Origin of the sequence: Bacillus sp. FSL R5-0434 (assembly GCF_038004745.1) — a bacterium.
GTDB lineage: Bacteria > Bacillota > Bacilli > Bacillales > Bacillaceae > Bacillus > Bacillus halotolerans.
Genome location: NZ_JBBORV010000001.1, coordinates 2,740,429 through 2,760,231, shown reverse-complemented (window position 1 = coordinate 2,760,231; position 19,803 = coordinate 2,740,429). Strand labels below are relative to the sequence as shown.

Below are 19,803 nucleotides of genomic sequence, written 5' to 3'. Positions count from 1 at the left end.
GTCAATCATCAGCGGCAGCAGGAGGGGTATTGATGAACCACACTGACAACCCGATCATTTCAGCCTTACAAACAATTGAAGGAGGAAGAACAATGAATTTCTATGAAATCACTGAACCATATTACGCACTGATCAAAGCGGAAGACAAGGCGGAAGCCGAGAAAATCTTCAATGAAACCGTCGCTGACACAGACGAATACGAAAATTTTCAAGAAGAGGAAATCAACGTGGTAAGCCGTGATTATGCTCTTATCGAATTTACGAAAGCGGGGGACGGAGAGGGAAATCTTGAATCCACAAAATTTATCATGGAAACGTTCAACAAACCGGAAAGCGAGACCCTTATTATGGACGGTTCCCTACTATGAACACAGCATACAGAGTTTGGGACGGCGAGCAGATGCATTATTGGGATGATGAAGGGTTGAGCCTTGAACTAATGGGTAACGAATGGGTTTTATGGCGGGATTTTGGTGACGGTTGCAGGGTTAGTATCGCAGAAAGTCACGAAGAAGGAACGGCTCTCATGTGGGGAACAGGTCAGAAAGATGAAAATGGAAAAATGATCTATCCAGGTGATGGAGTTGAATTTGAAGAAAGGAACTTAGCACAGGCTTTTGCTGGCTGTGATGGACCTGATTTCATTAGGAAGAAGCGCATTATTTTCATAGCAAAGGGGCGGCACAATGTCCCTGAAGGCTTTATAAAAAACTTGAAGGTTATCGGCAACGCTTATGAAACTCCTAAGTTATTGGAGGACGCGGAATGATGAATAAAAAACCTGTGAAATCAGTCAGAGCCGCAAGTGTAAAAGAAGTGTGTGAAAGGATACAAGAGGCGTATAATCTGGGATTCATGATAGAGGTGTATCAATTTTCGGCATCAGGCGGAGCCTATAACCCTAACTTGTTTATCGTTGATCTGTTTATGCCTGTGAAGGAGGGTGCGGAGTGATGGAGAGCAACCTATGATTCTCAGGATACTGTTTCTGCTGATGGGGTGTGGATTCTGGATATATTTCCAACATGATTACAGGCCGGACATGAAAGCGAACCTCGCTTTGATCGGGGCAATCATTTCATTCACGGCTGCGGCTTACTTTAAAGATATTGATAAGTATATAGAGAAGAGGGAAGACAAGTGATAATAGCCTTGAAAATAGTTCTCTTGTTGGTTCTGGTTATCTCTCTTATGGGAGTTATAGGAGAGGATAAGGATTCACAGCTGCGGAATCACTTAACAGCAATATGTATCACATCAATTATCGGCACTATTGCTACATACGTGCTGCTTTAACTAAATAAGTCCAAGACGGAAAGCCTGCGGACACTGAACTTACAGCATTAGCGCTGTTTGTTTGGTGTCCGTTTTTTATTTGAGCGGAGGGATGACATGAAACAGGAAAAGAAAAAGCCCAATAAAAACGCACAGGAGCGTTCTGAGCGGTTTTGGCGGCAAATGATGGGTCAAGATAGGCAAACATTGAAAAGAGGCAAAGGCGGCGCTTTTAAGCGTAAGTAAGAGGGGGATAAACATGCAGGATTTAATCATTGAATACAAAAGAGCGTTAAAAGAAGCGAGAAAGATGTACCGGGCATTCTCGGAAACGCCAGAAAATGAAATGACAGCCGAACAAAAGAACGACAAGAAGATCATTGGCAGTATGATCAGTGATATTGAATTTACTCTCGAATGGCTGCAGAACGGGAGACAACCGGGAGCACGCCGGGGAGCTGACAGAAGAGACGTTTATCAAAGAACGATTCTTGCTGATCCTCGTATCATTGATGCAATGCCAGAAGAGTATGAGATCAATCAGGAGCCAGAAGGAGAGGTAAGTGATTGGGACAAAGAAAGAATTGCTGATGCCCTTTCGGTCCTTACTGAAAGAGAAAAGGACATTTTCATCATGCACACTGTGCAAAACATGTCTTTCGAAGAAATCGCCCAGCTGCTGAACATTAAAAAAGGAACAGTGCAGAAAAACATTGAGCGTTCCCGATTGAAAATGAAAAATAGAGCAGAACACAGCCTATTCTGTTTAGCATGAATAGGTTGTTTTTTTTGTCTAAAAACAATATTTTTTGGTAAAAAACCTAAATTTTCTCTGTATTTATATTGACGGTGGTAAATATAACTGATATAATTAAAGTATCGAAAGGAGGTGTTGAAAGAGCATGGAAATGGTTGAAATTATCCTTCGGGACTTGGCTTGGCTGGTTGCAATCCTTACTGGAATTACAACGATGGTCAAGAACATCAAGGAAATGAAGGGTAATAAAAACAAAAAACGACGTTCTCCCGCCAAGAAGAAACGTCGCAAATAACCCAATGGGGGGAATCACTTCCCCCTCACCATATTATAACACTTTGAGTTCCATGCTCAAACAAATGAAAAAATTAGTAGACGGGTCAACGGTAATATTCTTTGTTCTGTTCGTGACAGTGTTTGCAAACTTTGACTATGATCATCTTGGTACTTTGGATATCATTACAATGGTTTTGGCTCTTGGCTGGTTGGTAATCACTATTATTAATATTATCCTTAGATGGAGGAACACGCGGAATGACTAGGTTTGTTTTTGAAAGTATTGATGAGTTGAGAGAGTTCATGGACAAAGAAGTCATAACGACATCTGAAGCCATTGAGATTATTGGATGCAGCCGGCAGAACCTCAAGCAGCTGGTGGATTACAAAACATTGATTCCGATTAAAACAACAAATAGGGATCGTCTATTCTTGAGAAAAGACATTGAAGGCTATAAAAAGAAACGTTGATTGCACCCGCAGCTAAAGGGTGCTTTTTTTGTCTTACGACTGCCACCTATTTATGAAGGGTGCTTTCGTTCGACAAATTTTGCAAATGGTTCCATTGTTACATTCCTTACCCGATAATAAGGTGGGAGGGATTTAAAATGGATCAAGAAATAGAAGAAAGACTTTTAAGTTTAAAGTTAAAGAAAAAAGAACAATGGTACTGTGATTTTTGTGGGGAGATAATTGAAAGTGATAGAGATGGAATGCTTGAATGGGATTCTTTTTTAGAGCGAGATGATACTGCATTAAATGCTGAAAACTTTAGAATAGTTCATAATAGGGCCGTCAAACAATGTCAGCCAAGAAACAATGATGCTAACTTATCAGATGGGCATTTACACTGGTATACTGGTCCTGGGGGACTTTCTGAATTATTAACAATAAAACATAGATATAATTTAGATCTAGTTAAATTTGACGAAATTATAAGAAGATTACACGTAGACTATTATGAAGAAGCAAGACAGTATTTTCATAAGTCTAGGGAAAATGGTGATGAATTCGATTTATATGAAATAGGTGATTATTCTCAGGACGCACTTAAAACAATTATAAAAAAATATGGGGAAAAGAAATGGTAGACGCTTTCGTTTAGAAGGCGTTTTTTATATTCTCTGTAAACTGCTTCCGGTAAGTCTCAGGATAGACAATTGGCGGTTAACGGCTTGAGCGCGGTGGTAGTTTAGAGAGAATATGAAGGAGATGATTCGATGAGCCAAGTGGAAAGAGTCTTTCCTGGTCCCACAAACGGACTGATTAATTGGATGGAACAGAACTTTCATGAGATAGATGGCTATGTTGCTACTTTCAATATGAAAGATGGCACCACGATGACTGTATACGACGCAGAATCATACGTTCAGGCTGTTGGACTTGTGGACATTGGGAAGGATTCGATTCATCAGCTTGCACACGATGACGAGTTCATCCCGAGAAAATAATCTCCAAAACAACTCAATTCAAAAGGGGGCGGCGGTGAATGTAGATGGCAAATTGGAAGGACATCAGAAATGAATTTGAAACATCCAATATTACATTAAAGGCACTTGCCGAAAAGTATGATATTAAAATTGGCACTTTAAAGAGCAGGAAGAGCCGAGAAGGTTGGTCGAGGGATCTAGCGAAAAAGGATGCAACCAAAAACAAAAAGGTTGCAACCCTAGAACCCGTTATAGAATCAAGTAATTTAACCGATAAGCAAGAGTTATTCTGTCTTTACTATATCAAGTATTTCAATGCCACGAAGGCTTATCAGAAGGCTTATGGGTGCGCTTATTCTACTGCAATGGTTGAAGGACACCGACATCTAAGAAATCCTAAGATTGCTACAGAGGTTGAGAGATTGAAGGCTGAACAACAGCAAGGCATCTTTTTGGATGCAAAAGATATTCTTCAGAAGTACATTGATATCGCCTTTGCTGATATAACCGATTATGCAGTTTTCGGCAAAAAGGAAATACAGGCTACAGGTGCATTTGGCCCAATAGAAGATGATGATGGTAACCCAGTGATGATTGAAGTTAATTATGTTGATTTCAAAGAGTCGGAGGAAGTTGATGGAACTCTTGTCACTGAAGTTAAGAAAGGAAAAGACGGGGTATCCATAAAGCTTGCTGATAAGATGAAAGCTCTTGAAATGCTCACTAAATATTATGATTTACTCTCTGAAAACGATAAAAAACGATTGCAAGAAGAGAAAATCAGAATGGACATCGAAAAAACCAAGAAAGACATTAACGGCGATAACGGAAACTCTAAAGAAAATGAAGTTGCTGCCATGCTGCGGAAGATGGTGAAGCCTCATGGAACTTAACTCCAAGCAACAAGAAGTATGGAATAGCTTTATTGAAGAGCAGCCGAAAATCTTAATATGCAGCGGGGCGAAAAGGGCAGGAAAAACATTCGTGCTCCTTTTGACGTTCCTCGGGCATATCAGCAAATATCAAAACATGGGGCTTTCCTTTATCATTGGCGGGGCAACTCAGGCTTCTATAAAGCGGAATATCCTAAATGATTTAGAGCTGATCCTGGGGAAAGAATTGCGCCTTGATAAAGCGAATGCCGTTGAGATATTCGGCAACCGTGTTTATTGCTTTGACGGCGCAAATGCAGACTCATGGAAAAAGGCACGGGGTTTCACATCAGCTGGCGCATTCTTAAACGAAGCGACTGCCCTGCATGACTCATTCGTGAAGGAAGTCATTTCTCGTTGCTCCTATAAAGGCGCAATGGTCATGATGGATACAAACCCTGAAAATCCGATGCACACCGTCAAAACGGATTATATCGACAAAGACGGGCAGCGGCTGAAAAATGGCCGGCTGAATATCCGGTCTTTTCACTTCTCGTTATTCGATAACAACTTTCTTGATCCTGAGTATGTCGAAAGTATTGTTGCTTCAACACCGAGCGGCATGTTTACGGACAGGGACATTTACGGCTATTGGGTTGCTCCGGAAGGCGTAATATACAAGGACTTCAACAAAGACAAGCACTATATCAGTTCAGACCAGTTACAAGAGAAACAGGGCAGGTTTACAAAATACTTCGCTGGCGTTGATTGGGGATATGAACACCCGGGTTCTATTGTCGTAATCGGACAAGATGACCAAGGGTGTTTTTATTTGCTTGAGGAACATTCCAAGCAGCATGAAGAGATTGACTACTGGGTGAAGGTAGCAAAGGACATCAAAGAGCGATACGGCAACATTAATTTCTATTGTGATACTGCACGGCCAGAACACGTTGTTCGTTTCCGACGTGAAAAACTTCGGGCTATCAATGCTGATAAAGCTGTCGTATCCGGCATAGAAGAAGTGGCGCGGCTGTTCAAACAAGAACAGCTTTTGGTCGTTGAAGACAAAGTTGACCGGTTTAAAAAAGAAATCTTTATGTATGTCTGGAATCAGAAGACAGGCGAACCGGTTAAGGAATGGGACGATGTTCTGGACTCCATACGTTATGCCCTTTACACAAACAACAAACCAATGAGACGAAAAGGGAAGGGGTGATCATGTGAATCATTTGATAGATAAGATCAGAGCTTCAGGCATTACACCTGAATTGATTGCAGACATCATCGAAGCGCATAAAAACGATCATGATAGAATGAAAAACTTATATGATCGATACAAGGCAGAGGTTCAGGGTGTACCGATCTTAACCAGAGAAGCCATTGAGTATGAGGATTTCGAGACCGGCCATGTTAAGCGGATAGATCATAAGGTTAATAACAAGCTTAATAACTCATTTGATTCAGACATTGTTGATACGAAGGTGGGCTATCTCTTCGGGCATCCGATTACTTACGAGTTTGACGATAAGCGAGAGACTGGCACTACTTCAACCAGAAAGCAAATGATTGATGATTTCAACACTCTGAATAATATTGCTGACGAAGATAGTGAATGGGGAAAGATGGCTACCATTTGCGGCTACGGAGCGCGGCTTGCATATATCGACCGGAACGGTAATGAAAGAGTCAAAAACATTGAACCATGGGAAGCGGTTTTCCTCAGTGATGGGAATATTCATGAACCGGAATATGCTTTGCGTTATTACGAGACATATAACGGGCAGCAAAAAGCGGAATTTTATGATAGCAAAACGATTTATTATTTCAGTACGAAGGATAGTTCAGCTTTTACCTTGGACGACAAAAAGCCCCATATGTTTGATGGCTGCCCTTTATTCGGGCTGGCAAACAATAAAGAGCTCAAAGGCGATGCCGAAAAGGTATTGTCTCTTATTGATGCCTATGATCGGACACTGTCAGACGCCTCAAACGAAATTGAACAGTACAGACTGGCGTACTTGATCCTAAAGGGATTGGGAGCCGATGAGGACACACTCCAGCAACTTAAAAAGACTGGAATTCTTGAGCTATACGATGAAAAAGACGATGTCAGCTACCTGACAAAGGATATAAACGACGCGATCATTGAAAACCATTTGAACCGTCTGGAAGAAAACATTCTCCGTTTTGCAAAGTCGGTAAATTTCTCTGATGAATCATTTGGGGGAAATATCACTGGCGTTGCAATGAAATATAAATTGATGGCCCTTGAGAATAAGTGCATCACGATGGAACGGAAAATGACTGCTGCTCTCCGTTATCAGTACAAGTTGATCTTTTCAGCTTGGGCAACGAAAAATAAAGCAAAAGCAGAAGATTATTTGAAAGTATGGTTCGGATTCAAACGCAATCTGCCAGCCAACGTACTTGAAGAGGCACAGACCACAGCTCAGCTTAAAGGAAACATCAGCGAAGAAACCCGTCTATCTCTCCTGTCGTTTGTCGATGATGTTCAGTATGAGCTTCAGAAGATGAAAGATGAAGAAGAGGAGTACAGGAAAAGTATGCCGCCGTTGAGAGAAATCCCAACGGATACGGGCGGTGATGAAGATGAACCAGAATGATATTGATAAGTACCTGGATGACATGATCACAGAGGACGCGAAAAAGATTGATGTCGTTTTTGCTCAACGGCTGAAAGAGATTAATCAACAAATCGCGGCTCTTTATGCAAAATACAGCAGAGACGGTCAACTATCCATGGCTGATATGAATAAATACAACAGGTTCAAAAAAGAAATGGAGCGCATGACTGAGGAATCCAGTAAGGCATTCAAAACTATCCTCACAATCGTTGAGGCTTTGGCTGCTAAGCAATTCCTTGAGAGTTACATGCGCTCTGCCTATTTGTACGAGATGGAAGCTGCAGTTGATTTAGGCTTCAGCATCCCTACAGTCGAAGTAATCAAGCAGGCCATATTAAACCCGATAGCCGAATTAACTCTCTCAGCCTTATATAAGCGCCACAGAGATGACTACGTCCGGCAAATACAGATTTCAATTGCTCAAGGGATTCAAGCTGGTGAAGATTACTCCAAAATTGCCCGGCGCATTGAGCAAACGACCGAATTTGCCCGCAGAAAGGCTCGTGACGTGGCGAGAACAGAGACTCATAGGGTACAAGTCTCGGCGAGGATGAAAAGCGCTGAGCAGGCTTCTAAAAAGAGCAAACTCGAAAAGATGTGGAATGCTACCCTTGATCTTAAAACACGAGGCGGGCACAGGAAGCTGGACGGGAAGACAATAGAACGAAATGGGCTATTCAAATCAATATATGGCGGCGTCGGACCGGCTCCGGGGCACATGAATAATGCCAAGGATGATATTAACTGCCGTTGTACGATTGCTTTCAAAGTAAACGGGGTGCTGCCGGATACTAGAAGAGCCCGTAAGCGCGGCAATGGCGCTGGAGAGACTATTCCATACCAAACCTACGAAGAATGGTACAAATCCATTGAGGAAAAGGGGAAATGATGATGGCTAAACTAGAAATCAAGCTAAATGAAGAGGGGAGAAAAAAGCTTGAATCACCTCACATGCATCCATTAAGGTTTAGTGATTATGACATATTGATTGATGGCCAAGAACCTAGCTTAATAACTGATTTATCGCTGCATATGTCAACGGAAACATTTAATGAATGCACTATTAGATTTACGACAGAACATATCGACATAGATGCTGAAACTCTCGCATCGTTGCAAATGATTCATAAAGAAAATAGTCAAAGTGAAGAAAAACAAACGAGGTTTGAACAGCAGTGATGTTCTTTGAAGTTGAGTACACAAGTGACGATTATTATGACTGTTATCCTCATCAGGTAGGGATTTACCCTACGTTCGAAAAAGCTATGGAGAAAGCAACTGAGTTGTCAAATGGAGAGTATCCACCTGCTGAAATAGATATATGGCAGTGGGAGTTAAAGCAAAATGAATATGTGAAAATCAAGAATTGGAATAAACACGAATTTGATGCTGATTTCAAAGAAGTTAAAGAGTAAATCAATTATCCCCGTCCTGAGCATGACGTTAAAAGGCTTATTTTTCATGCACTCATAACAGGCGCGCACTGTAGAGGGCAAAGGAGGAAGAACTGTAATGCCAACATTAGACGAAGTGAAAAAATTTCTCGAAGAAAATAAAGAGAATGAAGAAGTAAAGTCGTATCTGAATGAACTTTCTGCCGTGTCAGCTGACAAGGTGAATGGGTTTTTAGATACAGAAGAAGGTAAGCGTCTCATTCAGCCTCGATTGGATTCCCATTTTACGAAAGGCCTTGATACATGGAAGTCGAACAACCTCGATGCTCTGGTTGATGCAAAGGTAAAAGAGCTTTATCCGGAGGAAACAGAGGAACAAAAGCGCATCAGGAAGCTGGAAAAGGAGCTGAAAGATCAAAAGACAGCAGCACAACGTGAAAAGCTTTTAAACAAAGCTGTCTCTTATGCTTCTGAAAAGCAACTGCCAACAGATGTAGTGGAATTCTTTATCGGTGAGGATGAAGAATCAACGATGAAGAACCTCGGAGCATTCGAAGAGAAGTACAATACTGCACTTCAAAAGGCGATTGAATCCAAGTTTCAAGAGAACGGCCGTGATGTTCAGTCCGGCAGCAATGAAACGACAAATCAAAGTTTAGATATTAGCTCGCTTGCAGCTGAAGCAAGTATTAGAAAATAAGGAGGGCTATCTTTATGCCAACATTCGATCCAAACAATGTATTGATGCAAGACGCAGTAAACGGGAAGGTCCCAACTGAACAAGGAACCCTAGTTTTAAGGAAGTTTATGACGCAATCGGCGGTTACACAACTAGCAAAATTTGAAGAAATGAATAAACCGGTGAAAGAATTCACGTATTTGGCTTCTGGACCAGGGGCTTACTGGGTTGGAGAAGGCGAGAGAATCCAAACTTCTAAGGCACAATGGTTAACTGCAAAAATGGTTTCTAAGAAATTGGGTGTTATCATCCCTGTTTCTAAAGAATTCTTGCGCTACTCTGTCACTGATTTCTTTACACAAATGCGTGATTCAGTTGCTGAAGCCTTTGCAATTCAATTTGACCAAGCAGCTTTATTTGGTATCAATTCGCCATTCGGTGAAGGCGTTTCGGTATTTGAAAAAATTAAGGCATCTGGTAACACTGTTGCTTTAAACTCACTTGGCAACCTATATGACGAGCTTAATGGAGTAATGGCGTTAGTTGAGGATGCTGATAAGGATGTAAATGGCTTTACTACTACACGCCGATTCCGTCAAAAACTCCGCGGCACTAAGGACGGTAACGGGCTTCCAATCTTTAACGATGCGACAGGCGGCGCAACATCGCAGGCTCTTGGACTTCCGATCGGCTACGTTAATTCCAAGTCATGGGATTACGATAAAGCGGCATTGCTTGCGGCAGATTGGAATTATACTCGGTACGGTATCCCGCAAGGAATGGAGTATAAAATCTCTGAGGATGCAACGTTAACTACTGTTGTCGACGAAAATGGCGATCCTATCAACTTATATGAGCGTGACATGGTTGCTCTTCGTGTGACTCAGCAAGTCGGTTTCATGACATTGACTGATGATGCGTTTGCAGCTATTACACCAGCAACGGGGGCGTAAGTTGATGGGATACACATCTAAAAACTATAAAACTAATAACGGCGACAAATTGGTGATCGGCGGCGAATTAGAAATTAAATCAGGCGCAAAAGTGACCGGCTTGCCCGGTTCAACCCCTGTTGCTAAAAGCATCACTTCTGAAATGATTGGCGACGGAGAAGTGAAAAACATCAATATTGGTGATGGTTCTGTTCAAAGTCGAAATATCGGAACTGGCAGTGTACAAAATGCCAATATCGGTGCGAAGGCTGTTACGTTAGCCAAGCTTGGTGATGATGTAACTGCCAAACTCACTGATATTGAAAACCGCCTGAAAGCACTGGAAGGAGGAAGCGCGTAATATGAAAGCATCTAACGGTTCCAAAACAATTGAATGCACTGAAAAGGCTTTTGAGGTGGTTTACTCACATATTGGGTTTAAGAGAGTGGATGAGGGCAAGAAGCCAACTGCTGATCTTTTTGATATGACTGAGGCTCAACTGCAGAAAGTAAACAAAGATGAGATTATTGCTTTCTTGAAAGAGAATGAATATGATTTTGACCCTAAAGCGCCTAAAGACGAACTGATCAAGATTGTCTTAGGTGAAGAGTAGGTGATTCAGTGGACATCGCACAAGTAAAGCGAATGACAGGGATTAAGACAGATAGGCATGACGAATATTTGTCTGAAATAGTCCCTAATTTGATCGAGTATGCGAGTGACTTTTGTAATAACAGTTTCGATCCGGAGGCTTTGCCAGCTGGCGTGAAGCTTTTTGTTGCGAAGGCTGCAGAATATAACATGACTCCTTCTGGACTCTCGGGAAGAAGCATGGGGGATGTGTCGTATTCGTACAATACAGAATTTCCTCGGTACATCACAAAACACCTTACGCCATATCGAAGGCTGAGAGTTAAATGATCTATGAAGAATTCCCCCACGAAATCACGTTTCAGCGGATGGGCAAGGTGCCAGACGGCGGCGGTGGTTATGAAGAAGGTTACGTTGACTACATCACAACAGAAGCTTTAGTCAGTGGCGTCAGTTCCCGGGAGTTTTATCAGGCTCAGCAGCTGCAAAACCCGGTTGAATGCAACGTGTATTTCCCTTATCGGACTGATATTGAGAAGACAATGAGGATCATTTACGAAAACAAAATTCTCATTCTCAAATCAGAGCCCATTGACCAAGGCGGTATGCATGAGGTCTTGAATTTGAAATGCCAAGTGACGGGGGTGCTGGAGTCTGATGGCAAGAGTTAGCGGCAGATGGGTCAGGCAAATGCGCAGAGCCACTGAAGAGTTCAGGAACAATGTGATTGAAGAAGCCAAACGGATTGTAACTGACACGGCCGAGCTGATTTATAGTAACGCCGTTTTAAATGCTCCAACAGCCATGATCGACGGCGGGAACTTGAAAAATTCAATAGAAATCGATTATCGTGACGGCGGCTTAACGGCCGTTATTTCTGTTGGTGCTGATTATGCAATATATGTCGAATACGGTACCGGAATTTATGCGGAGGACGGAGGCGGCCGGCAGACTCCTTGGGTCTATTATGACACCAAGCTTAACCAATGGGTTATGACGCGGGGGATGCGAGCCCAGCCGTTTTGGAATCCGTCTATTGAGGAAGGTATGCGGTACTTCGCCAGTCAAATGTAATAGAAAGGGGCTGTCTTTATGCGGTCAGCCATGTGGCCGTTGCAAATGGCTATATTTCAAAGGCTATCAACTGATGAAGAGCTGAATGCACGAGTCACTGGTGTGCTTGATGCAGTCTCAAAAGATCAGAAAAAGCCATATGTGACAACAGGCGATGATGACGTTTCGCCTTTTGAAACAAAAACGTCTAAAGGTGAAATCATCAATGTTGTTCTCCATTGCTGGAGCGATTACAACGGCAAAAAAGAAGCGATGCAGATCCTTGATTTGATGCTGCAAGCAATAACGAGAGAGCCCCTAAATTTAGAGGGCTTTTCTTTATGTCGTTCTGAGATGCGTGGCATGCAGGTAATCACCGACATTGACGGATACACCAGACACGGCATTCTCAGGATGCGATACACAATAAACAATTGAGAGGATGAACAAAATGTCAGATTTATTGAATGGTATTGATGAGGTTTACTTTGTTCAACCGATGAATGCTACTTCAAATGAAGGCCTGTTTATTGCTTTCCAAACAGAAGGCAGTCATACAAAAGAGCAAGATACAAAAGATGAATCAACAAAGTCTGGCCGAATCGTTGGTTACGGTCCTAAATCAGAGAATTTTGAACTGACTTATTATGCTGCTACCAATGATCCTGGGCAATCTGCAATTGAAGATGCCTACGATAATGAAGAGACACTCCAGGTATGGAAAGTAAACCTGAATAAGAACGCAAACCAAAAGCATGATTCAGAATATGGCCATGCAATCATTGAAAGCTTAGAGAAAAGTGCACCACAAGATGGATTTATTGAGGTATCAACAACTATGCCTGTTCTCGGTAAGACTCGTAAAGGAGAACTTGACCCACTGCCTCAAGAATTAATTGATTTGATCAGATCATCTGCGGGTGCTAAAAAGTTCATGCAGTTTGGCGAGAATGCCAAAACAACGACTACACCCTAATGCGCCCCAAAATCTATCGTTCACGGCTACTACTGACAGCGTGACCGTGAATTGGGATGAGGTAGATGGGGCAACGTCATACAAAGTGTATAGAGGAGCCAACAAGCAACTTGATGCTACTGTCACAGGCACATCCCACACACTGACAGGCATTGCGGCAGATACCCAGCTGACGGTCAACGTCTCAGCAGTTAATGACGCTGGGGAATCACCGATGACCGAGATCATCACGAGAACTCAAGCGACTGCGCCCTGATATACCCCGTAATATAACCACAACAAGTGTCACTTCTAATCAAGTGGGATTTAAGTGGGACGCGGTGAAAGGGGCGACCTCGTACAACATTTACAGATACTATGCAAAGATAGCAACTGTCACAACAAACTCATATCTGTCCAATCCGACTCTTAAACCCGATACTTCATATATTTTCAATGTGTCCGCAGTAAACGCCGCAGGGGAGTCGGTGTGGTCAGAGAAATTTACGATTCGCACAAATAAAGAAGAAGCATAGGAGCCCGGCTGTTGCCAGGGCTCTTTTTAATACAAAATTTTGGAGGTTTTATATATGGCTCACTTAACAATTGACGGAAAAGATTATGCTGCACGTTGTGATTTTGCATTTGATAGAACAGCAAACGAGAAATATGCGAAAGAAGATAAAAACGGTGATAAATCAGGCGGTACATTAACGATTTACAACAGCTTACTGAACGATGATGCTGTTTATCTTTCTGCATTTTGGGATTGCGCGCTGGCTCACTTGAAAAAAGGCAAACCATCTGTTGAACAGATTGAAGATGCAATTGCCAAGATCATTGAAGAAGATGAAACTGGCAACGCCGTTGATGAGATGGTGAAAGAAGCTTTTAACACACTGGATTCAGCGGGTTTTTTCAAAGGAAAGATCCGTCAGCAATGGAAGATGATGAGCAAGCTGGCGAAACCGAAAAAGGTCAGCCCGAACGAGACACCGGAAATGGAAGCGAAGCGTCTAGAGGAAGACGAAATGAACAAGGACATGCTGGAGACGATGGAGGAAGCGTACAAAGAGAAGACGGGATCGACTATCTCCAAGTAATTGAAAATGCGGCTCGTTGGATGGGAGTCTATGACAACGATGTCATTATGTCATGGACTCCAAACGAGTATAAACGAAAGCTAAAAGCAGCAAAACTCCGTGAAATTGACGAGATGGAAAAGCTGGCGAGAAATGCTATGTTTCATCGCTATGCTCTAAACGAAAAGAGACCAAAAGAGTCAAAGATGTTTGACGCCAGAAAAGCGCGCAGAGAGCTTGAGCGTTCTCTGACAAGCGAGGAAAACAAATGGCGTGAATCAGACATAAACAAGCTTGGTTCGAGAGCTAAAGACGTGCAGATGTTAAATGACGCTGTGCGGTCTTATTTCGGAAAACAATACAAAGAAAAGGGGTGAGGGCATGATCGAGAGGCTTACTGCTGTTGTAGAAGCTCAGACGCAGAGATTCAACAGAAGTATGGATCGAGTTAATGACATGATGCGGCGAATGGCTGATACCCATACTGTTGAAGTTGAAGCGGAAATCGCAAGCTTTCAAGCAAGAGTTAGACAGGCAGAACAGCAGATCGACAACTTTATTCATCGACACGAAAGAACCCGAGTCGATTTAGACGCAGACGCTGACCCCGTACAAAGGGCCGTTTCAGCGGCAAGGGCTGAGATTGCCTCGTTGCCCAACCGGGTTACAACCAATATCAACGGCGATTCATCAGATTTAACGAGGTCAGTGGCTGCAGCTCAAACTGAGACGAGATCCTTACCAAACAGAGTATGGATCTTCATAGAAGCCCGTACTGATCGCTTCGAAAACTCTATGAATCGTCTGGCGAAAATCACTAACTCTGTTTCAACCGTCATAGGTCATTCGCTTGCGGGAGCCTTCACATCCGCATTGCCAGCAATTTCTCCGGTTCTTGCCAGTATTACTGGAGCAATAGGATCACTGGGCCCGATGCTTGGTGTGGCAGCTGGTGGCGTTATGGGGCTTGGTAGTGCGTTTGCGACAGCAGGGACAGGAGCTGCTGCATTTGGGGCACTGGCGGTATCTTCACTAGGTGGTGTTTTCAAAGCTTCTGAAGACTTGAAAAAGCTTCAGGAAAAACTGGATGAAACCACTGACGCCAAAGAGCGCGCTAAAATCATGGAGAAGATCAAGGGCATTCAGCAGTCTCTTGGAAAAGAAGAGAAAAAGGCGCTTGCCACATTAGAAGATTTCAAAGCGAACTGGAAGAGCATTTCCGAATCTGTTCAGAAGCCTATCCTAAAAACGTTCACAAGCTCGCTGACAACGTTCAAAGGTGTTCTGAATAGTTTAAGACCTATGTTCAAAAGCGTGGCGAATGGCGGCGTTACACTGGCTAAAAGTATGAATGCAGCATTTAAAGATGCAGACATGAAACGTTTTATTGGTTTCATGAATAAAAATGCAGGCCAGGCTTTTGTGACGTTTGGGAAAATAGCCGGAAACGTCCTCAGAACAGTTATGAATCTGATTGTTGCTTTTGGCCCTCTTGGGAACGACATGTCGGCCAGTTTGGAAAAGGCCACGGCTTCATGGGTGAAGTGGTCAGCTAATTTAGGTTCATCTAAAAAGTTCCAAACGTTTATAGAATATGTCAAAACAAACGGTCCTAAGTTGCTGCAGATCATCGGGAACTTATCAGGCGGTCTAACAAAGTTGTTTACCGGTTTTGCCCCGATGTCTCAGGACATGATGACATCCCTTGTCAACATGACTCAGAAGTTTAATGAATGGGCCGGCAGCGTCACGAAAACAAAAGAATTCCAGTCGTTTATTGACTACATCAAAACGAACGGTCCAACTGTTTGGAGTACGATCGGAGAAATCGCCAAAACAATTATCAATTTGCTCGTTGGTATGGCGCCGTTAGGGCAATCCATCTTACAAACGGTAAACGGATTTTTAAAATTCACAAATGCAGCAATGCAAGCTAACCCTGCTATCGGGCAATTCATTGCAGTAGGCATTTCATTGCTGGGTGCATTAAGGGCGCTGGTTCCTGCGATGGCTGCTGTCAGTGCAGTAACAAATGGATTTAAAGATTTTAAAGATGCTGCTCAATACTTGCGTGGGTTCAAAGATACAGCTGCCGGAATTAAGTTGGCCGGGCTGATAACTCAATTAAAAGGAGCCACTGCAGCTATTGGTCGCTTCATTGCAAAATACACAGTCATGGCAGCTCAAGCTACGGCAAATGGTGTAAAAATGGCTGCTTCTTGGACAGCGATGAAAATATCTGCTCTTGTATCTTCCTTAAGGAGCGGCATAGTTCAAATGGGTCTGTGGATCAAGAATATGACTGTGATGGCGGCACAATCCATTGCACAGGCAACCCGAACGGCAACGGCATGGACAATTATGAAGATAAGTTCTTTTGTCTCTTCGCTTAAAGCTGGAATAGTTCAGATGGGCCTTTGGATCAAACAGATGGTTGTCATGGCTGCTCAATCTGTTGCGCAGGCAGCGAGAATGGCCGCAGCGTGGACAGCGGCTCAAATAAGCTCATTTGCATCTATGTTGGCAGCTGGAATCAAACAGATGATTGCTTTCGGAGCGCGTTTGGTTGTATTAGCGGCTCAAGCGGCGGCAAACGCGGCGAGAATGGCGGCATCTTGGGTCATTGCTATGGGTCCTATTGGATGGATCACAGCGGCTGTAGTGGGTTTGGTTGTCCTCATCATTGCGAACTGGGATAAGATCAAGGCTTATACAGTCAAAGTCTGGGGCGCTGTTTCTAAGTGGCTTTCATCTGCTTGGACAGGGATTAAGAATGCAGCGTCTAAAGTATGGTCGGCTCTCGTCACACTTTTAAAGGCAAATTTTGAGCTGCAAAAAAAGGTAATTATGACGGTTTGGAATGCCGTTAAATCATTCGCCTCAAAAGTCTGGAATGGGATTAAAAACTCAGTTACTAAAGTTTGGAACGGTTTGAAAAGCGCCGCATCTGCAGCGTTTCTCTATATGAAAAACCAGATTGCAAACAGAATCCTAGCAACTAGAGAAAAGATACTCAGTGTATGGAATGCTATAAAGAGCAAAGTGTCTGCGATATGGAATGGGTTGAAGTCAGCCGCATCCGCAGCCTTTTTGTACATGAAAAATCAAATAGCAAACCGGATTTTGGCGACTCGTGAAAAAATTCTCAGTACATGGAATGCAATCAAAAGTAAGGTTCAATCCATATGGAACGGAATAAAAAGTGCTGCCTCTAATGCGTTCCTCTATATGAAAAATCAGATCGCAAATCGCATCATTGCGACCAGAGAAAAGATAGTGAGTATCTGGAATAGTGTGATGAAGTTTTTCAAAGGAATCAATCTGAAAACCATTGGCCGTAACATTATTCAAGGTCTGATAAATGGTATCAGCGGCATGGCGGGGGCATTAGCCAGCAAAATTAAATCAATGGCAAATGCAATCCCTAACGGCATGAAAAAACTTCTTGGAATTCATTCTCCATCAAGGGTTATGCGCGATCAGGTTGGTTATCACGTCGGCACCGGTATGGCAGCCGGTATTGATAAGTCACAGGCCAAAGTAAAAGCGGCTGCGCAGAGAGCTGCTAAAGCTGCTCAGAAAGCGGCTGAAGTGAAAGTGACCAACAAAATTAAAAACGCTGAAGTAAAATATGACACCAAGAAAATGGGCGCTGACACTTATATTAAGACGTTGCAGAAAATCCAGAAGCAAAACAAGCTGACTAGCGAGCAAAGCCGAAAAATCCAACGTGAAATCTATCAAGCTGCTAAAAATGCTTCTGACAAACAGAAAAAGCTTTTGAAAGAGCAGCAACGCAAGGAAGCAAAAGCAAAGCTTGCGTACACCAAAAAGGTGTCTGATCAGATTAAACGAGCTGAGGCCAAGTACGATACAGGGAAAATCAGCGGTAACACATACGTTAAGACTCTCCAGAAGATCAGTAAGAAAAACAAACTGACTTCTGATCAGCAAATCAAGGTACAGCGTGAGATTTATCAGACTCAAAAAGCAATGGCTGATAAGGCAAGGAAGCAAAAAGAGAATGAGAGAAAAGCGGCAGATAAAATCAACAAAGGTATTCTCTCAGCCAATAACACATATCTGTCCAAATTCAAAAGCATCAATGACAAACTAACCTCAGATATAAAAGCGGCAAACGATGCCTATAAGAAGGAGCTCCAAGACCGAACAAATGCGATTTACAACGCAATCGGTCTATTTGACGATGTTTCAAGCGAGAAGGTTAACGGCTCAAAGCTGACATCAAACCTTAAAAATCAGCTGGCAAAATTAAAGCAATTTGACAGCGATATCGCAAGCATCGCAGGCAGGGCACCAAAGGCATTCGCTGATGAACTGAAAGAAATGGGAGTCGGTTCAGCAGATCAGATCAATGCAATTGCCCGCATGACTTCGTCTGAATTAGATGAGTACGTAAGACTCTGGACAGAAAAGCATAAACTCGCAAGCACACAGGCGGCTCAGGAATTGACTGGCCTGAAGAATGAGACTGCCAAGAAAATTAATGAGCTTCGATCAGCTGCCAATAAAGAACTGAGTCTCCTGAAGAGCGACTACATGAGAAAAATTGGCGAGCTTACTGTCAATGTGAAGCAGTTAGGCTCCCTGAAAAACAGCGGGAAGGCAATCGGCTATAACACGATGGCCGGCATAATTTCCGGAATGAGAAATATGAAGGGCGAGCTTGCGAAGGAAGCCAACACTATTGCCTCCACAATCGAGAAGACAATCAAGAAAAAGCTGAAGATCCATTCTCCTTCACGATTAATGAGGGATCAAGTCGGTGTGATGGTGCCAGCGGGAATCGCAGTTGGTATCCAGAATGGTATTGGAACGGTTCAGCGGGCGATGACTGCTGTCAGCGATGCCATGTATATCGAGCAGAAAGATATGAATCTTGCTTACGATACATCCATATCTAGAAGCGACCTGGGCACTGTCAGAAAAGAACTGAGTGCAGATGTCAAAAACCTTGAGTTGCCTGAAAGAACTATCATTATCGAGATGGACAGCAAGAAAGTCGGTCAGGGCGTAGAAAAGTCTGTGACTGACGCACAAAGAAGATCAAACGCAAGGAGGGTGAGAATTAATTGATCAACTATCAGGAGATTTTGCCTAACCAATGGAAAATCACATTCAATGGGATCGATATTTCACCCTTCTTTTATGTGAAATCAACCACTGGGCGGGGAGTAATGAGCCGAGAGGTAAATACAGCCACGATCGGGAACCGTCCAGGCGGTTTCTATCGTGGCACTAGACTACCAATTAGAACGATAACGATAGATGTTCTTTTTGCATTCAGCAGTGAAGAAGAATTGAAGAAGAAACAAGAAGAACTGACTTATATTCTGCATACAGACGAGCCGAAACCACTCGTTTTCCATGATGAGCCAGACAGAACCTATTATGCAATATTTGAGAGTGTATCTGATGGCGAAGAGCAGGGTGGCTTTCAGCAGGCTACATTGACTTTTGTCTGTCCTGATCCTAAAAAGTATGGAGCAGCTGAAGAATCAGAACTGAATGCCGGGGTGCAGGTTTTCACAAATCCGGGTTATGCGGAGATTGAACCAAAAATCGAATGTGTTTTTAAAGAGGCAGCCACTTCATATGAGGTGGCTATTTTAAATGGTGATGGATCTGTTTTAAAGACAATAAAAGTCGTGTATAACTTCATCGCCGGTGACACTCTCATTATTGATTCATCAAAGAGAAAAGTGACATGCAGCGGTAAATTGATCATGACTGCTCTGCAAATACAGTCTGAGTGGTTCACGCTGCCACCAAAAGTTCCAACTAAATTGAAGTTAAGCCACGCTAGCCGCATCAAATTCGATGAGGCTTATTTGTAA

31 protein-coding genes are annotated in these 19,803 nt (G+C 42.9%); all 31 read left to right on the top strand.

What is annotated here, in order from left to right; genetic code table 11:
* Positions 1-32 precede the first annotated feature (32 nt).
* A complete protein-coding gene (locus tag NYE43_RS14320; RefSeq protein ID WP_101864184.1) occupies positions 33-368 on the top strand; it encodes a hypothetical protein in 336 nt (111 codons plus the stop codon).
* Positions 365-769 carry a YopX family protein gene (locus NYE43_RS14315; protein WP_341062150.1) on the top strand — a complete coding sequence of 135 codons (405 nt, stop codon included), beginning with the start codon at positions 365-367 and terminating at the stop codon, positions 767-769. Before NYE43_RS14320 ends, NYE43_RS14315 begins: the two co-directional genes overlap by 4 nt.
* Positions 766-954 carry a hypothetical protein gene (locus NYE43_RS14310; protein ID WP_326209808.1) on the top strand — a complete coding sequence of 63 codons (189 nt, stop codon included), beginning with the start codon at positions 766-768 and terminating at the stop codon, positions 952-954. The genes NYE43_RS14315 and NYE43_RS14310 overlap by 4 nt, the downstream gene beginning before the upstream one ends.
* Positions 955-967: 13 nt before the next feature.
* Complete coding sequence (locus NYE43_RS14305) at positions 968-1,144, top strand: hypothetical protein (protein ID WP_163226413.1); 177 nt, start codon at positions 968-970, stop codon at positions 1,142-1,144.
* 248 nt (positions 1,145-1,392) lie between these two features.
* Positions 1,393-1,521 carry a hypothetical protein gene (locus NYE43_RS14300; RefSeq protein ID WP_341062149.1) on the top strand — a complete coding sequence of 43 codons (129 nt, stop codon included), beginning with the start codon at positions 1,393-1,395 and terminating at the stop codon, positions 1,519-1,521.
* A 13-nt stretch (positions 1,522-1,534) separates the two neighbouring features.
* On the top strand, positions 1,535-2,050 hold the full coding sequence (locus NYE43_RS14295) for a sigma-70 family RNA polymerase sigma factor (RefSeq protein ID WP_341062148.1): 516 nt from the start codon (positions 1,535-1,537) through the stop codon (positions 2,048-2,050).
* Between the two features lie 127 nt (positions 2,051-2,177).
* The gene (locus tag NYE43_RS14290) at positions 2,178-2,327 is read left to right on the top strand and encodes a hypothetical protein (protein ID WP_167562326.1); all 150 of its coding nucleotides are present in this window, start codon (positions 2,178-2,180) and stop codon (positions 2,325-2,327) included.
* Positions 2,328-2,566: 239 nt separating this feature from the next.
* Complete coding sequence (locus NYE43_RS14285; RefSeq protein ID WP_015715379.1) at positions 2,567-2,779, top strand: transcriptional regulator; 213 nt, start codon at positions 2,567-2,569, stop codon at positions 2,777-2,779.
* A 137-nt stretch (positions 2,780-2,916) separates the two neighbouring features.
* The gene (locus NYE43_RS14280) at positions 2,917-3,399 is read left to right on the top strand and encodes a hypothetical protein (RefSeq protein ID WP_268283861.1); all 483 of its coding nucleotides are present in this window, start codon (positions 2,917-2,919) and stop codon (positions 3,397-3,399) included.
* A gap of 129 nt (positions 3,400-3,528) precedes the next feature.
* Positions 3,529-3,759, top strand: a complete 231-nt coding sequence (locus NYE43_RS14275; RefSeq protein ID WP_341062147.1) for a hypothetical protein — start codon at positions 3,529-3,531, stop codon at positions 3,757-3,759.
* Positions 3,760-3,803: 44 nt separating this feature from the next.
* Entirely contained in the window at positions 3,804-4,631 is an 828-nt protein-coding gene (locus tag NYE43_RS14270; RefSeq protein WP_341062146.1) for a terminase small subunit, read from the top strand.
* On the top strand, positions 4,621-5,829 hold the full coding sequence (locus NYE43_RS14265) for a PBSX family phage terminase large subunit (RefSeq protein WP_341062145.1): 1,209 nt from the start codon (positions 4,621-4,623) through the stop codon (positions 5,827-5,829). The genes NYE43_RS14270 and NYE43_RS14265 overlap by 11 nt, the downstream gene beginning before the upstream one ends.
* A gap of 4 nt (positions 5,830-5,833) precedes the next feature.
* On the top strand, positions 5,834-7,237 hold the full coding sequence (locus NYE43_RS14260; protein ID WP_341062144.1) for a phage portal protein: 1,404 nt from the start codon (positions 5,834-5,836) through the stop codon (positions 7,235-7,237).
* A complete protein-coding gene (locus NYE43_RS14255; RefSeq protein WP_341062143.1) occupies positions 7,224-8,147 on the top strand; it encodes a phage minor head protein in 924 nt (307 codons plus the stop codon). Before NYE43_RS14260 ends, NYE43_RS14255 begins: the two co-directional genes overlap by 14 nt.
* A gap of 2 nt (positions 8,148-8,149) precedes the next feature.
* Positions 8,150-8,437 (top strand): hypothetical protein, encoded by a 288-nt coding sequence (locus NYE43_RS14250; protein ID WP_101864194.1) that lies wholly within the window; start codon positions 8,150-8,152, stop codon positions 8,435-8,437.
* Entirely contained in the window at positions 8,434-8,673 is a 240-nt protein-coding gene (locus NYE43_RS14245) for a hypothetical protein (protein ID WP_101864195.1), read from the top strand. The genes NYE43_RS14250 and NYE43_RS14245 overlap by 4 nt, the downstream gene beginning before the upstream one ends.
* Before the next feature lie 97 nt (positions 8,674-8,770).
* Positions 8,771-9,352, top strand: coding sequence for a DUF4355 domain-containing protein (locus NYE43_RS14240; RefSeq protein ID WP_101864196.1), 582 nt, complete (start codon positions 8,771-8,773; stop codon positions 9,350-9,352).
* Positions 9,353-9,366: 14 nt separating this feature from the next.
* Positions 9,367-10,284 carry a phage major capsid protein gene (locus NYE43_RS14235; RefSeq protein WP_101864197.1) on the top strand — a complete coding sequence of 306 codons (918 nt, stop codon included), beginning with the start codon at positions 9,367-9,369 and terminating at the stop codon, positions 10,282-10,284.
* A gap of 4 nt (positions 10,285-10,288) precedes the next feature.
* On the top strand, positions 10,289-10,624 hold the full coding sequence (locus NYE43_RS14230; RefSeq protein ID WP_041055280.1) for a hypothetical protein: 336 nt from the start codon (positions 10,289-10,291) through the stop codon (positions 10,622-10,624).
* Position 10,625: 1 nt separating this feature from the next.
* A complete protein-coding gene (locus NYE43_RS14225) occupies positions 10,626-10,877 on the top strand; it encodes a hypothetical protein (protein ID WP_341062142.1) in 252 nt (83 codons plus the stop codon).
* An 8-nt stretch (positions 10,878-10,885) separates the two neighbouring features.
* The gene (locus tag NYE43_RS14220; RefSeq protein WP_114523741.1) at positions 10,886-11,185 is read left to right on the top strand and encodes a phage head-tail connector protein; all 300 of its coding nucleotides are present in this window, start codon (positions 10,886-10,888) and stop codon (positions 11,183-11,185) included.
* Positions 11,182-11,526, top strand: coding sequence for a phage head closure protein (locus NYE43_RS14215; RefSeq protein WP_341062141.1), 345 nt, complete (start codon positions 11,182-11,184; stop codon positions 11,524-11,526). The genes NYE43_RS14220 and NYE43_RS14215 overlap by 4 nt, the downstream gene beginning before the upstream one ends.
* Entirely contained in the window at positions 11,513-11,929 is a 417-nt protein-coding gene (locus NYE43_RS14210; protein WP_010329802.1) for an HK97 gp10 family phage protein, read from the top strand. Before NYE43_RS14215 ends, NYE43_RS14210 begins: the two co-directional genes overlap by 14 nt.
* 18 nt (positions 11,930-11,947) lie before the next feature.
* A complete protein-coding gene (locus tag NYE43_RS14205; protein WP_341062140.1) occupies positions 11,948-12,346 on the top strand; it encodes a DUF3168 domain-containing protein in 399 nt (132 codons plus the stop codon).
* A 13-nt stretch (positions 12,347-12,359) separates the two neighbouring features.
* The gene (locus NYE43_RS14200; protein ID WP_063336246.1) at positions 12,360-12,884 is read left to right on the top strand and encodes a phage major tail protein, TP901-1 family; all 525 of its coding nucleotides are present in this window, start codon (positions 12,360-12,362) and stop codon (positions 12,882-12,884) included.
* Positions 12,859-13,140, top strand: a complete 282-nt coding sequence (locus tag NYE43_RS14195) for a fibronectin type III domain-containing protein (RefSeq protein ID WP_341062139.1) — start codon at positions 12,859-12,861, stop codon at positions 13,138-13,140. The genes NYE43_RS14200 and NYE43_RS14195 overlap by 26 nt, the downstream gene beginning before the upstream one ends.
* Positions 13,130-13,399, top strand: a complete 270-nt coding sequence (locus NYE43_RS14190) for a fibronectin type III domain-containing protein (protein ID WP_341062737.1) — start codon at positions 13,130-13,132, stop codon at positions 13,397-13,399. Before NYE43_RS14195 ends, NYE43_RS14190 begins: the two co-directional genes overlap by 11 nt.
* Before the next feature lie 54 nt (positions 13,400-13,453).
* Positions 13,454-13,966 (top strand): tail assembly chaperone, encoded by a 513-nt coding sequence (locus NYE43_RS14185; RefSeq protein ID WP_041055257.1) that lies wholly within the window; start codon positions 13,454-13,456, stop codon positions 13,964-13,966.
* 20 nt (positions 13,967-13,986) lie between these two features.
* On the top strand, positions 13,987-14,322 hold the full coding sequence (locus tag NYE43_RS14180) for a hypothetical protein (protein WP_257962804.1): 336 nt from the start codon (positions 13,987-13,989) through the stop codon (positions 14,320-14,322).
* Positions 14,323-14,326: 4 nt separating this feature from the next.
* Positions 14,327-19,042: a hypothetical protein gene (locus tag NYE43_RS14175; RefSeq protein ID WP_341062137.1), complete on the top strand. Its 4,716-nt coding sequence runs from the start codon at positions 14,327-14,329 to the stop codon at positions 19,040-19,042.
* Entirely contained in the window at positions 19,039-19,803 is a 765-nt protein-coding gene (locus tag NYE43_RS14170) for a distal tail protein Dit (RefSeq protein ID WP_341062136.1), read from the top strand. Before NYE43_RS14175 ends, NYE43_RS14170 begins: the two co-directional genes overlap by 4 nt.